12 protein-coding genes are annotated in these 12,724 nt (G+C 65.3%); 8 read left to right on the plus strand and 4 right to left on the minus strand.

All coding sequences use genetic code 11. From position 1 onward, the window contains the following. The first annotated feature begins 18 nt into the window (after nt 1-18). A complete protein-coding gene (locus AC5LXK_RS19740) occupies nt 19-1,215 on the plus strand; it encodes a TauD/TfdA family dioxygenase (protein ID WP_493393143.1) in 1,197 nt (398 codons plus the stop codon). A gap of 63 nt (nt 1,216-1,278) precedes the next feature. On the opposite strand, the gene AC5LXK_RS19745 is transcribed toward AC5LXK_RS19740, so the two are convergent. From AC5LXK_RS19745 to AC5LXK_RS19760, 4 genes are all read right to left on the minus strand, one after another. After that, complete coding sequence (locus AC5LXK_RS19745; RefSeq protein WP_493393144.1) at nt 1,279-2,232, minus strand: energy transducer TonB; 954 nt, start codon at nt 2,230-2,232, stop codon at nt 1,279-1,281. Between the two features lie 399 nt (nt 2,233-2,631). Further along, the gene (locus AC5LXK_RS19750) at nt 2,632-2,931 is read right to left on the minus strand and encodes a DUF4148 domain-containing protein (RefSeq protein ID WP_493393145.1); all 300 of its coding nucleotides are present in this window, start codon (nt 2,929-2,931) and stop codon (nt 2,632-2,634) included. 214 nt (nt 2,932-3,145) lie between these two features. Next, complete coding sequence (locus tag AC5LXK_RS19755) at nt 3,146-4,132, minus strand: oxidoreductase (protein WP_493393146.1); 987 nt, start codon at nt 4,130-4,132, stop codon at nt 3,146-3,148. Nucleotides 4,133-4,299: 167 nt separating this feature from the next. Continuing rightward, nucleotides 4,300-4,590: a DUF3331 domain-containing protein gene (locus tag AC5LXK_RS19760; RefSeq protein WP_493393147.1), complete on the minus strand. Its 291-nt coding sequence runs from the start codon at nt 4,588-4,590 to the stop codon at nt 4,300-4,302. A gap of 668 nt (nt 4,591-5,258) precedes the next feature. Here AC5LXK_RS19760 and AC5LXK_RS19765 point away from each other — a divergent pair. The 7 genes from AC5LXK_RS19765 to AC5LXK_RS19795 all read left to right on the plus strand — a co-directional run bounded on the left by AC5LXK_RS19765 (nt 5,259) and on the right by AC5LXK_RS19795 (nt 12,674). Then, nucleotides 5,259-6,023: an SDR family oxidoreductase gene (locus AC5LXK_RS19765; RefSeq protein WP_493393148.1), complete on the plus strand. Its 765-nt coding sequence runs from the start codon at nt 5,259-5,261 to the stop codon at nt 6,021-6,023. A 43-nt stretch (nt 6,024-6,066) separates the two neighbouring features. Further along, the gene (locus AC5LXK_RS19770; RefSeq protein WP_493393149.1) at nt 6,067-6,909 is read left to right on the plus strand and encodes an ureidoglycolate lyase; all 843 of its coding nucleotides are present in this window, start codon (nt 6,067-6,069) and stop codon (nt 6,907-6,909) included. Between the two features lie 23 nt (nt 6,910-6,932). Beyond that, on the plus strand, nt 6,933-8,210 hold the full coding sequence (locus tag AC5LXK_RS19775) for an L-fuconate dehydratase (protein WP_493393150.1): 1,278 nt from the start codon (nt 6,933-6,935) through the stop codon (nt 8,208-8,210). 67 nt (nt 8,211-8,277) lie between these two features. After that, nucleotides 8,278-9,054: an SDR family oxidoreductase gene (locus AC5LXK_RS19780; RefSeq protein ID WP_493393151.1), complete on the plus strand. Its 777-nt coding sequence runs from the start codon at nt 8,278-8,280 to the stop codon at nt 9,052-9,054. Nucleotides 9,055-9,066: 12 nt separating this feature from the next. Next, complete coding sequence (locus AC5LXK_RS19785) at nt 9,067-10,605, plus strand: sugar ABC transporter ATP-binding protein (protein WP_493393152.1); 1,539 nt, start codon at nt 9,067-9,069, stop codon at nt 10,603-10,605. Nucleotides 10,606-10,624: 19 nt separating this feature from the next. Beyond that, the gene (locus AC5LXK_RS19790; protein WP_493393153.1) at nt 10,625-11,662 is read left to right on the plus strand and encodes an ABC transporter permease; all 1,038 of its coding nucleotides are present in this window, start codon (nt 10,625-10,627) and stop codon (nt 11,660-11,662) included. A gap of 70 nt (nt 11,663-11,732) precedes the next feature. Next, nucleotides 11,733-12,674 carry an ABC transporter substrate-binding protein gene (locus AC5LXK_RS19795; protein ID WP_493393154.1) on the plus strand — a complete coding sequence of 314 codons (942 nt, stop codon included), beginning with the start codon at nt 11,733-11,735 and terminating at the stop codon, nt 12,672-12,674. Nucleotides 12,675-12,724: the final 50 nt, after the last annotated feature.

Below are 12,724 nucleotides of genomic sequence, written 5' to 3' on the forward strand. Positions count from 1 at the left end.
GTTTTCCGGGAGGCAACGATGCAGGCAGCAGCGCAACACCGTATCGAGGACTGGCGGACGTTTTCGGCTGACGCGGCCATCGCGGCGGCGACGATCGGCGATGGCGCAGTGGACGTCGAGTGGAGCGACACGCGACGATCGCCGTTTCATTTCGACTGGCTGCGCGACAACTGCGCGTGTTCAGCGTGCGTGCATGCGGTCACGCGCGAACAGGTGTTCGAGATCGCCGACGCGCGCGAGGACTTGTCCGCGCTCGCCGTGCATGTCGAAACCGACGGCGCGCTGCACGTCGAGTGGAACGACGGCCATCGCAGCGCGTGGTCGCCGGGCTGGCTGCGCGCGCATGCGTACGACGATGCGTCGCGCGCGGAGCGCCTGGCCGCGCACGGGCGGCACGTGTGGGCCGGCGACGATGCGACGGCGATCGGCGTGTTCGCATGGCGCGACGTGATGGAAGACGACGGGGCACTGCTTGCGTGGCTCGCCGCGCTGCAGCGCACCGGGCTGACGCTCGTCGAAGGCGTGCCGGCCGAGCGCGGCCGCGTCGACGAAATCGCGCGCCGTATCGGCCTGATCCGCGAAAGCAATTTCGGCGTGCTGTTCGACGTCGAATCGAAGCCGCGTCCGGACAGCAATGCGTATACGTCGCTGAATTTGCCGCCGCATACGGATTTACCGACGCGCGAGTTGCAGCCGGGCGTGCAGTTCCTGCATTGCCTGGCCAACGACGCGGCGGGCGGCGACAGCATCTTCCTCGACGGCTTCGCGCTGGCCGATGCGCTGCGACGCGAGCATCCGGCCGATTTTGGTCAACTTGCGTCGACGCCGTTCGAGTTCTGGAACAAGAGTGCGAACAGCGACTACCGCTGTTCGGCACCGGTGATCGGGCTGGATGCGCGCGGCAACGTCACGGAGGTGCGCGTCGCGAACTTCCTGCGCGGGCCGCTCGATGCGCCGGCCGAATCGGTCGCGGCGGTCTATCGTGCGTACCGGCGTTTCCTCGCGCTCGCGCGCGAGCCGCGTTTTCGTGTGCTGCGCCGGCTGCGGGCGGGTGACATGTGGGCGTTCGACAACCGGCGCGTACTGCATGCCCGCACGGAATTCGATCCGTCGACGGGGCGTCGGCATCTGCAGGGCTGCTACGTCGATCGCGACGAGCTGCTGTCGCGTTGGCGTGTGCTGTCGCGATCGGTGCCTGCCGGGACGCGTGAATGAAACCTCGGCACGCCATCGGTTGCGATCACGCAGGCGTGACCGAGGCGCGCCGAGCGAGCCGGCTTAGGGTTGGAGCAACGAGAAGACGACCCACTCGGGTTCCGTGCCGTCGGGCGACACGCGTGCGAATTCGTGTTTCCGTTCAAATATGGTCAGGACTTTGCCTTGGGGATACTTCTTGAAAACCGGGGCATTCTGATTTGGGGCGTGCCTCACGTCGCATATCGGAATGTTGACGCGCAATGAGTTCCCGACACCTTCGTTGACAGGATGACGAGTGGGATCTTCCAGCAAACTCAAGGCGATCTTTGAGTCCTCGCTGTAAGTGACTGTAGCGGTGGAGTCTGATAGTGAAAAATTGAACGCTTGCATGCGCCGGGAATTCTCAGTGCGACTTGCCTGCTCGCAAACTGCGCTTTGAATCGAATCAACCGCCGCTGCATCTAATTCATCATCTCCGCTCCGAGAAACGATTTCGATGTCGGAAATTTCATGGTTCGTCGTTACGGTGTAGGCAATGACTACTTTCCCTTGATGATTTCTGCGTCGTGCCAAAGATGGGTAGGTCGGAACCGGAATGCGGCAGACGTTGTCTGGTGTCGTCAAAAAGCGGGTACTTTTCATCGTTCGATTGCAGGCATATGACATCACGATATCGCCGCGGGCGCCCGGCTTGATTTCCGTGTAGGGCTCCGGATCATTGAGGGTGGTGCTGACTTGATCCGGTTGCGTACCATAGCTGGTGGACTTGCCAATTGTTCCCCGACGCGTCTCGCAATCGAATGACCATTGAGCAACTTGTGCAGTCACGAAGAACGGAACCCCTAGCCATGCATTCGGGACGTCGTAATCCAGTCTGACGCGAACAGTCGCGCTATTCCCGTTGCGTGCATACGAAGCAGGGTCGACGCTGACTGAAACACCACCGTTGCGAATCAAAAGTGTCCAGCTTGGCTCGTCCGCGAACGCGGGCGCCACGAAACAGCAAACGAGACTCACGATGGCAGTCGTCTTCATGAACGAGTTTTCTTATGGGCGTCTGCGTTGTAGTGACGGGAGTCTATATCATCAATGAGCTTGTTCCGCGCATGATTCATGGCCCGAGACGGCCGGTGCGGCGTATCCGACAGGAGATTTCGATGGTCCGGCGCAGGGGGGGCGTGCCGGTAACAGTGTTGTTCTGCGGGATGTTTGAAGGTGGCAATCCGGGCGAAATCAACGATGGCTTGCGCGAATCGTTTCTTGCAGGCATGGCCACGAAAAAGCGCCCGGGCACCAGGGGCGCCCGGGCGAAGCCACCCGCTGCCGGGCGGCGGAGGTATGCGTTTCATAAAAAAGACGAGCCCCGCAAGGGGGCTCGTCCGGACTGCTTTGCTTCATCGCGCGACGCGCGGCGCCCGCCGGGGGCGCATCGGCTTACTGGCCGAAGAAGATCGAGTCGCGAGCGTTCTTCGACGCTGCGACCGGGGCGCCCGAGTGGACGACCGGAGCCGGCTGTGCGCCGTAGCCGCTGGTGTCGGCACCATGAACACGCGCTTCGGCGCTCTGGATGTCGTTCGGGTAGTACGGGCTCGACAGGCCCGGCTTGTAGCCGGCTTGTTCGAGCTGGACCAGTTCGCCGCGCACTTGTGCGCGGGTCACGGTGCTTTGAGCGAATGCGCCGAACGAAGCGGACAGGGCGACAGCGGCAACGACTGCGGAAACGAGCGATTTCATGGTGACCTCCGGTGTTTTATTGAGTTCGCTCTCGACACCATGTCTTGAGCGATTGATTAAATGTTAGTCACCGGAGCGTTCAGGGTAAACGCTGATTTTGACGATAGATTGTTTCCTGAGCGGTAACAGTGGTGCGTCGGATCAGTCTTTCAAAGGGCTTTCTTTTCGATTGGTGTAATAAGTCTGAAGAATGATGCAGCCGGCGATACGTGGCTCAGCGTGCCTCGGCGGCCGCATCGAACTGCCGGCCCGGCGAGCGTCCGGCCGGGGCGCCCGAACTGAGGAAACGCACGCCCGTCGCGGCTTCCGACGCTTCCCACAGCAACGCGGCGGATGCCACGTTGCGCGCAGAGCGCGGCACGCTCGCAGGCGCCGGCAGCCCGCGCGATTCGAACCAGCCGGACGGGCCGATGTACGCGCCGCCCGCCAGATCGGGCGACGTGGCGGCATGAATCGCGGGCAGCGCCCCCTGGTCGGCCGGCTGCGCGAGATAACGGTTCGCCGCGCGCATCAGCGCGGCGCGGGCGGGCGAGCTGTCCATCGCGGGGCCGGCGAACTGCAGGTTGGTCGCCGCATAGCCGGGATGCGCGGCGACGCTGATCCCGGCGAGCGCCGCGCGCTCGAAACGGCGCTGCAATTCGAGCGCGAACACGAGGTTGGCGAGCTTGCTGTCGCAATAGGCGAGATAACGGTTGTAGCGGTGCGTGCCGTGCAGGTCGTCGACGCGAATCCGGCCGCCGCGGTTGAAGCCGCTCGACATCGTCACGACGCGTGCGCGCCGTGCGGCGCGCAACGCGGGCAGCAGATGGCCGGTCAGCGCGAAATGGCCGAGGTGGTTGGTGCCGAACTGCATCTCGAAGCCGTCGTGCGTGTGCCGCAGCGGCAGGAACATCACGCCGGCGTTGTTGCAGAGAATGTCGACGCGGCCATGGCGTTCGGAGATGTCGCCCGCGAAGCGGGCGATCGACGCGAGATCGGCCAGGTCGAGCGGATCGACTTCGACACGTGCATCGGGATGGAGCCGGCGGATCGCATCGGCCGCCTGGGCGGCGCGCGCGGCGTCGCGGCAACCCATCACGACCGTCGCGCCTTTCGCGGCCAGCGTTTCCGCGAGCTGCCAGCCGAGACCGCTGTTGGCGCCGGTCACGACCGCGACCTTGCCGCCTTGCGCCGGGACGTGGCGCGCGCTCCATGCATGCATGTCTGTCTCCATCGGCACGGCCGACCGGCCGCGACACGTAATCGTTACATTGCGCAGTGTAACGATAGTGCGGGCGGACCTGACAGACAAGCGAGGGAATTAGACCCGCGCTTCTAGGGAGGGCTCGCGGCGTGACGCAGCCAGCTCCGGCGCGCGGCCGGCAGGTTTTACCTGCTCCCGGCCAGCGCGAACACCTCGGCGGCGGAGATCATCGCGGCCGCGTTGGCGGGCGCCGGGCGCTCGGCCGGGCGGAATACTTCGTCGCCGCGATGGATGACCTGGCGCGACAGCGCGCAGGTGCCGGTGCGCTGCGCGAAGCGGCGGCGCCAGCGCTGTTCGCCGTAATGACAGCGGCCGGGTTCGACCCAGCGGACGACGAGCAGCGTATCGGAACGTTCGAGAATTTCGACGTGGACGTCGGCGGGATCGAGCGCAGGCAGGGATTTGGAGGCCTTCATTTTGCCGTTTCCTAAAGCTCGTGCGGTTTCGGCCTTGGCAGTGGATGTCACTACCCGATGGCGAATCCGTAGCGGTTTCCATGAGTGGTGCGCTAAATGTAAGCGTCTGTGACCGGAAAAAACATCCTGTCTGGCTCAAATTACCTTTTGCCGATTTAGAAACAATCCACGCTTATTTTCTTGGAAACCACGGACAAAAACGCCCCGGACGGGGACGTCCGGGGCGGAAAATCGGCCCGCGCACCGTGTCTGCTCGCCCAGTCACGGCGTCCATCGCCGGGGGACGGAGGTGCCCGCAGAGATCCAGCGCGGGCGGGGAGGCGATGGTGTGAAGAGCGCGGTCCGGCGACGCCATGATGGCGCGCACATCCCGTTGAGACCCTGACGCGAACATGACTTTTTTGTCAGTTTGCCGCGGCGGCCGCGCGCGGCGCCCCTGAAAAACTGCCCGAAAAGCCCGCCGGTATTGGGCTCGAGCGAAATTTCCAACGTACACCCCGGGCCGGCCCGCCCCCGGATTTTTATGCGCCCGACGGATTGCCGTGCACGGGTAAATACTGAATCGCGATTTCGTGACAACCGCGCCTTCCGTGCCTATTATTGGTTGGACCTTTAGTCCTTTGTGCCAATCGGCCGATCAGCGGCCGGTTTTTTCGGGAGAAGTGCTCATGAGATTGCAGGGTAAGCGCGCGCTGGTCACGGCGGCCGGGCAGGGTATCGGCCGCGCGACCGCGCTGCGGTTCGCGAGCGAGGGCGCCGACGTGCTGGCGACCGACATCAACGAAGCCGCACTCGTCCGGCTCGAAGCCGACGCCGAACGCGCGGGCGTCCACCTGGCCACGCGGCGGCTCGACGTCACCGACAAGAACGACGTCGCGGCGCTCGCCGCCGGCGAACCCGCGTTCGACGTGCTGTTCAACTGTGCGGGCTACGTGCACCACGGCTCGATCCTCGACTGCGACGAAGACGCGTGGGCGTTCTCGCTGAACCTGAACGTCACGTCGATGTACCGGCTGATCCGCGCGCTGCTGCCCGCGATGCGCGAAGCCGGCGGCGCGTCGATCATCAACATGGCATCGGCCGCGTCGAGCGTGAAAGGCGTGCCGAACCGCTTCGTGTACGGCACGACCAAGGCGGCCGTGATCGGGCTGACCAAGGCGGTGGCCGCCGATTTCGTCGAGCAGCGCATCCGCTGCAATGCGATCTGCCCGGGCACGATCGAGTCGCCGTCGCTGGAGCAGCGAATCGAGGAGCAGGCGCGCACGCGGCAGGTGTCGATCGACGAGGTGCGCCAGGCATTCGTCGCGCGCCAGCCGATGGGGCGCGTCGGCACCGCCGACGAAGTGGCCGCGCTCGCGCTGTACCTGGCGTCCGACGAAGCGTCATTCACGACCGGCGCGATTCATCTGATCGACGGCGGCTGGTCAAACTGACCGCGCCTTCCCATTCACTTTCCGTTTCCGTTCGGATGACGATATGAAATTGCTGAGATTTGGTGACAAACACGATGAAAAGCCGGGCCTGCTCGATGCGCAGGGCCACATCCGCGACCTGTCCGGCGTGATCGGCGACATCGCCGGCGACGTGCTGACGCCTGCGTCGCTCGCGCGGTTGCGCGACATTCCGCCGTCGTCGCTGCCGCTCGTCGAAGGCACGCCGCGGCTCGGTGCGTGCGTCGGCCGCGTCGGCAAGTTCATCTGCATCGGGCTCAATTATTCGGACCACGCGGCCGAATCGGGCATGGAGGTGCCGAAAGAGCCTGTCGTGTTCGGCAAGTGGACCAGCGCGATCTCGGGCCCGAACGACGACGTCGAGATCCCGCGCGGCTCGGAGAAGACCGACTGGGAAGTCGAGCTCGGCGTGGTGATCGGCCAGGGCGGCCGCTATATCGCGGAAGCCGACGCACTGTCGCACGTCGCGGGCTACTGCGTCGTCAACGACGTGTCGGAGCGCGAATACCAGCTCGAACGCGGCGGCACGTGGGACAAGGGCAAGGGCAACGATACGTTCGGGCCGCTCGGCCCGTGGCTCGTGACGGCCGACGAAGTGCCCGATCCGCACGCGCTGCGGCTGTGGCTCGACGTCGACGGCCACCGCTACCAGAACGGCACGACCGCGACGATGGTGTTCCGCGTGCCGCACCTGATCAGCTACCTGAGCCGCTTCATGAGCCTGCAGCCGGGCGACGTGATCTCGACCGGTACGCCGCCGGGCGTCGGCCTCGGGCAGAAGCCGCCGGTCTATCTGCGCGCCGGGCAGGTGATCACGCTCGGCATCGACGGGCTCGGCGAGCAACGCCAGCGCACCGTGCAGGCCTGATTCCCTTTAACGGACGGTTCGTCATGCCTATCATTCGATCGATGCGCGTCCTCGACGTGCGTTTTCCGACCTCGCGCCAGCTCGACGGCTCCGACGCGATGAATCCGGATCCCGACTATTCGGCCGCCTACGTCGTGCTCGAAACCGACGACGACGGGCTCGAAGGTCACGGGCTCACGTTCACCATCGGGCGCGGCAATGAAATCTGCTGTGCGGCGATCAACGCGATGCGTCACCTCGTCGTCGGCCTCGACCTCGACTGGATCCGCGAGGACATGGGCCGCTTCTGGCGGCACGTGACGTCGGACAGCCAGTTGCGCTGGATCGGCCCCGACAAGGGCGCGATCCACCTGGCGACCGGCGCCGTCGTCAATGCGGTATGGGACTTGTGGGCGAAGGCCGTCGGCAAGCCGCTGTGGCGGCTCGTCGCCGACATGAGCCCCGAAGAGCTGGTGCGCGCGATCGACTTCCGCTACCTGACCGACTGCCTGACGCACGACGAAGCGCTCGACCTGCTGCGCCGGCAGGCGCCCGGCAAGGCCGAGCGGATCGCGACGCTCGAGCGCGAAGGCTACCCGTGCTATACGACGTCGGCCGGCTGGCTCGGCTACAGCGACGACAAGCTGCGCCGGCTGTGCCGCGAGGCGGTGGACGCCGGGTTCGACTATGTGAAGCTGAAGGTCGGCGCGAACCTCGAGGACGACATTCGCCGCGTGACGATCGCGCGCGACGTGATCGGCCCCGATCGCAAGCTGATGATCGACGCGAACCAGGTGTGGGAAGTCGACGAGGCGATCGACTGGGTGCGCGAGCTCGCGTTCGCGCAGCCCTGGTTCATCGAGGAGCCGACCAGCCCCGACGACGTCGAAGGGCACCGCAAGATCCGCAAGGCGATCGGGCCGGTGCAGGTCGCGACCGGCGAGATGTGCCAGAACCGCGTGCTGTTCAAGCAGTTCATCGCGCGCGGTGCGATCGACGTCGTGCAGATCGACTCATGCCGGCTTGGCGGCGTGAACGAGATTCTCGCGGTGATGCTGATGGCCGCCAAGTACGGGCTGCCGGTATGTCCGCACGCGGGCGGCGTCGGGCTGTGCGAATACGTGCAGCACCTGTCGATGATCGACTACGTGTGCATTTCCGGTACGAAGGAGGGGCGCGTGATCGAATACGTGGATCATCTGCACGAGCATTTCGTCGAGCCGTGCGTGGTGCGCAATGCGGCATACATGCCGCCGACGGCACCCGGTTTCTCGATCGAGATGAAGCCCGAATCGCTGGAGCAATATCGATTCCGCGGTTGAAGCATGGCAACGCACGACGTGCCGGGCGCGTCGTGCGAGGCGACAACATGAACGACGGAGACGCGAAGTGGATTTGAATCTGCAAGACAAGGTCGTGATCGTGACCGGCGGCGCATCAGGCATCGGCGCCGCGATATCGATGCGGCTGGCCGGCGAAGGCGCGATACCGGTGGTGTTCGTGCGCCATGCGCCCAACGACGCGTTCTGGCATGAACTCACGCGGAAGCAGCCGCGCGCGACATGCGTGTCGGTCGAGCTGCAGGACGACGCGCAGTGCCGCGATGCGGTTGCCCAGACCCTGGCGCGCTTCGGTCGCATCGACGGCCTCGTCAACAACGCCGGCATCAACGACAGCATCGGGCTCGAGGCCGGCCGGGATGCATTCGTGTCATCGCTCGAGAAGAACCTGATCCACTACTACGTGATGGCGCACTACTGCGTGCCGCACCTGAAGGCCACGCGCGGCGCGATCGTCAACGTCTCGTCGAAGACGGCCGTGACCGGGCAGGGCAACACGAGCGGCTATTGCGCGTCGAAGGGCGCGCAGCTCGCGCTGACGCGCGAATGGGCCATCGCGCTGCGCGACGACGGCGTGCGCGTGAATGCGGTGATTCCGGCCGAGGTGATGACGCCGCTCTACCAGAACTGGCTCGCCGGGTTCGACGACCCCGATGCGAAGCTGGCCGGCATCGCAGGCAAGGTGCCGCTCGGCAAGCGTTTCACGACGGCCGACGAGATTGCCGATACGGCCGTGTTCCTGCTGTCGGAACGCGCATCGCACACGACGGGCCAGTGGCTGTTCGTCGATGGCGGCTATACGCATCTCGACCGTGCGATCAGCTGAGGGCCGCGATCCATGCAACCCGATCCGAACCTGAGCACCGCGCCGTCCCTGATCGCCCTGACCGGCATCGGCAAGCGCTTCCCGGGCGTGCAGGCGCTCGACGATTGCCGTTTCGACCTGCGCGCCGGCGAAGTGCATGCGCTGATGGGCGAGAACGGCGCCGGCAAGTCGACGCTGATGAAGATCCTTGCGGGCGTGTACCAGCGCGACGCCGGCGAGATCCGGATGGACGGCCGCCCGGTCGAGATCGCCGATCCGCGCACCGCGCAGGCGCTCGGGATCGGCATCATCCATCAGGAACTGAACCTGATGAACCACCTGAGCGTTGCGCAGAACATCTTCATCGGCCGCGAGCCGCGCGGCCGTCTCGGCATGTTCGTCGACGAAGACACGCTGAACCGCGACGCGGCCGCGATCTTCCAGCGGATGCGGCTCGACCTCGACCCGCGCACGCCGGTCGGCCGCCTGACGGTTGCGAAGCAGCAGATGGTCGAGATCGCGAAGGCGCTGTCGTTCGACTCGCGCGTGCTGATCATGGACGAGCCGACCGCCGCGCTGAACAACGCGGAGATCGCCGAGCTGTTCCGCATCATCCGCGACCTGCGTGCGAACGGTGTCGGCATCGTCTACATCTCGCACAAGATGGACGAGCTGCGCCAGATCGCCGATCGCGTGACCGTGATGCGCGACGGCAAGTACGTCGCGACGGTGCCGATGGCCGACACGTCGATGGACACCATCATCTCGATGATGGTCGGCCGTCAGCTCGATACGGAGGTGCGCACGCCGCCCGATACGTCATCGAACGACGTGGCGCTCGACGTGCGCGGGCTGTCGCGCGGCCGGACGATCCGCGATGTCGCCTTCACGCTGCGTCGCGGCGAAATCCTCGGCTTCGCGGGGCTGATGGGCGCCGGCCGCACCGAAGTGGCACGCGCGGTGTTCGGCGCGGATCCGGTCGACGCGGGCGAGATCCGCGTGCACGGCAAGACCGTGACGATCCGCACGCCGGCCGACGCGGTGAAGCACGGCATCGGCTACCTGTCCGAGGATCGCAAGCACTTCGGGCTCGCGGTCGGGATGGACGTGCAGAACAACATCGCGATGTCGAGCATGCACCGCTTCCTGCGCCGCGGCATGTTCCTCGATGCGCGCGAGATACGCGACACCGCGCAGTCGTACGTGCGTCAGCTCGCGATCCGTACGCCGTCGGTCGAGCAGCCTGCACGGCTGCTGTCGGGCGGCAACCAGCAGAAGATCGTGATCGCGAAATGGCTGCTGCGCGACTGCGACATCCTGTTCTTCGACGAGCCGACGCGCGGCATCGACATCGGCGCGAAAAGCGAGATCTACAAGCTGCTCGACGCGCTGGCCGCCGCCGGCAAGGCGATCGTGATGATCTCGTCGGAATTGCCCGAGGTGCTGCGCATGAGCCACCGGATTCTCGTGATGTGCGAAGGCCGCGTGACCGGCGAACTGCGCGCGGCCGACGCCACGCAGGAAAAGATCATGCAGCTCGCGACACAGCGCGAGTCGACCGTATTGTCCTGATTAAGACGAGCTTCCGACCATGTCCAACGATACGCAACCTGTCCCGCCCCTCGCTTCCGGCGACTCGCCGGCAGGCGCTACGGGATTCCGTGCCCGTTTCTTCAACCCGGCCGCGCGGCAGAAGCTGCTCGCGTTCGCGAGCCTCGTGCTGCTGATCGTGTTCTTCACCTTCGCGTCGCCGAACTTCCTCGAAGTCGACAACCTCGTGTCGATCCTGCAGGCCACCGCCGTGAACGGCGTGCTGGCCGTCGCGTGTACGTACGTGATCATCACGTCGGGCATCGACCTGTCGGTCGGCACGCTGATGACGTTCTGCGCGGTGATGGCCGGCGTCGTGCTGACGAACTGGGGCATGCCGCTGCCGCTCGGGATCCTGGCCGCGCTGTTCTTCGGCGCGCTGTCGGGCTGCGTATCGGGCTTCGTGATCGCGAAGATGAAGGTGCCGCCGTTCATCGCGACGCTCGGCATGATGATGTTGCTCAAGGGGCTGTCGCTCGTGATCTCGGGCACGCGGCCGATCTACTTCAACGACACGCCGGGCTTCACGTCGATCGCGCAGGATTCGCTGATCGGCAACCTGATTCCCGCGCTGCCGATTCCGAATGCGGTGCTGATCCTGTTCCTCGTCGCGATCGGTGCGTCGATCGTGCTGAACCGGACGATCTTCGGCCGCTACACGTTCGCGCTCGGCAGCAACGAGGAATCGCTGCGGCTGTCCGGCGTGAACGTCGATGCGTGGAAGATCGCGGTCTACACGTTCAGCGGCGCCGTGTGCGGGATTGCCGGCCTGCTGATCGCGTCACGGCTGAACTCCGCGCAGCCCGCGCTCGGGCAGGGCTACGAGCTCGATGCGATCGCGGCCGTCGTGATCGGCGGCACGTCGCTGTCGGGCGGCGCGGGCAGCATCGTCGGCACCATCATCGGCGCGTTCATCATGAGCGTGCTGACCAACGGCCTGCGCATCATGTCGGTCGCGCAGGAATGGCAGACGGTCGTGACGGGCGTGATCATCATCCTCGCCGTGTATGTCGACATCCTGCGCCGGCGCCGTCATTGACGCCGGTACGCATGGGCTTTACCGCCGGCCGGGCCGGCATTTGATTCGATACCAATCCAGGAGACGCGAAGTGATCAAGAGCAAGGTGTTGAACGCAATCGTCGGGCTGACGTTCGCCGTCGGCATGACGGCAGGCGCGCAGGCGCAGGAGGCTTATATTCCCCTGATCTCGAAAGGCTTCCAGCATCAGTTCTGGCAGGCCGTGAAAGCGGGGGCGATGCAGGCCGGGAAGGATTATCACGTGAAGGTGACGTTCGACGGACCCGAAACCGAGGCGATGGTCGACAAGCAGATCGACATGCTGTCGGCCGCGATCGCGAAGAAGCCGTCCGCACTCGGCTTCGCGGCGCTCGACAGCAAGGCCGCGCTGCCGCTGCTGAAGAAGGCGCAGGCCGAGAAGATCCCGGTGATCGCGTTCGACTCGGGCGTCGACAGCGACATCCCGGTGACGACGGCCGCGACCAACAACAAGGCTGCCGCCTCGCTCGCCGCGGACAAGCTCGCCGCGATGATCGGCGACGAAGGGGAGGTGGCCGTGGTCGCGCACGACCAGACGAGCCGCACCGGCATCGACCGCCGCGACGGCTTCGTCGAACGGATGAAGTCGGCGCACCCGAAGGTGCAGATCGTGACCGTGCAGTACGGCGACGGCGACCAGCTGAAGTCGACCGAAGTGACGAAGTCGATCCTGCAGGCGTATCCGAAGCTGAAGGGGGTGTTCGGCACCAACGAAGGCTCGGCGATCGGCGTGGTCAACGGCGTGCGCGAAATGAAGCGCAAGGTCGTGATCGTCGGGTTCGATTCGGGCAAGCAGCAGAAAGACGCGATCCGCAGCGGGCTGATGGCCGGCGCGATCACGCAGAACCCGGTCGGGATCGGCTACAAGACGGTCGAGGCGGCCGTGAAGGCGATCAAGGGCGAGAAGCTGCCGAAGATCATCGATACCGGCTTCTACTGGTACGACAAGACCAACATCGACGACCCGAAGATCGCGGCGGTGTTGTACGACTGAACGTAGCGTGGCGGGGGCGGCGCATGCCGCTCCGTTGGCGACTGGACACG

It is taken from the genome of Burkholderia pulmonis (assembly GCF_984667975.1).

What these genes read in the sequence shown, in the direction of transcription:
- AC5LXK_RS19740 (WP_493393143.1), top strand. Translation starts at nt 19, where the DNA reads ATGCAGGCAGCAGCGCAACACCGTATCGAGGACTGGCGGACGTTTTCG.
- AC5LXK_RS19745 (WP_493393144.1), bottom strand. Translation starts at nt 2,232, where the DNA reads ATGAAGACGACTGCCATCGTGAGTCTCGTTTGCTGTTTCGTGGCGCCC.
- AC5LXK_RS19750 (WP_493393145.1), bottom strand. Translation starts at nt 2,931, where the DNA reads ATGAAATCGCTCGTTTCCGCAGTCGTTGCCGCTGTCGCCCTGTCCGCT.
- AC5LXK_RS19755 (WP_493393146.1), bottom strand. Translation starts at nt 4,132, where the DNA reads ATGCATGCATGGAGCGCGCGCCACGTCCCGGCGCAAGGCGGCAAGGTC.
- AC5LXK_RS19760 (WP_493393147.1), bottom strand. Translation starts at nt 4,590, where the DNA reads ATGAAGGCCTCCAAATCCCTGCCTGCGCTCGATCCCGCCGACGTCCAC.
- AC5LXK_RS19765 (WP_493393148.1), top strand. Translation starts at nt 5,259, where the DNA reads ATGAGATTGCAGGGTAAGCGCGCGCTGGTCACGGCGGCCGGGCAGGGT.
- AC5LXK_RS19770 (WP_493393149.1), top strand. Translation starts at nt 6,067, where the DNA reads ATGAAATTGCTGAGATTTGGTGACAAACACGATGAAAAGCCGGGCCTG.
- AC5LXK_RS19775 (WP_493393150.1), top strand. Translation starts at nt 6,933, where the DNA reads ATGCCTATCATTCGATCGATGCGCGTCCTCGACGTGCGTTTTCCGACC.
- AC5LXK_RS19785 (WP_493393152.1), top strand. Translation starts at nt 9,067, where the DNA reads ATGCAACCCGATCCGAACCTGAGCACCGCGCCGTCCCTGATCGCCCTG.
- AC5LXK_RS19790 (WP_493393153.1), top strand. Translation starts at nt 10,625, where the DNA reads ATGTCCAACGATACGCAACCTGTCCCGCCCCTCGCTTCCGGCGACTCG.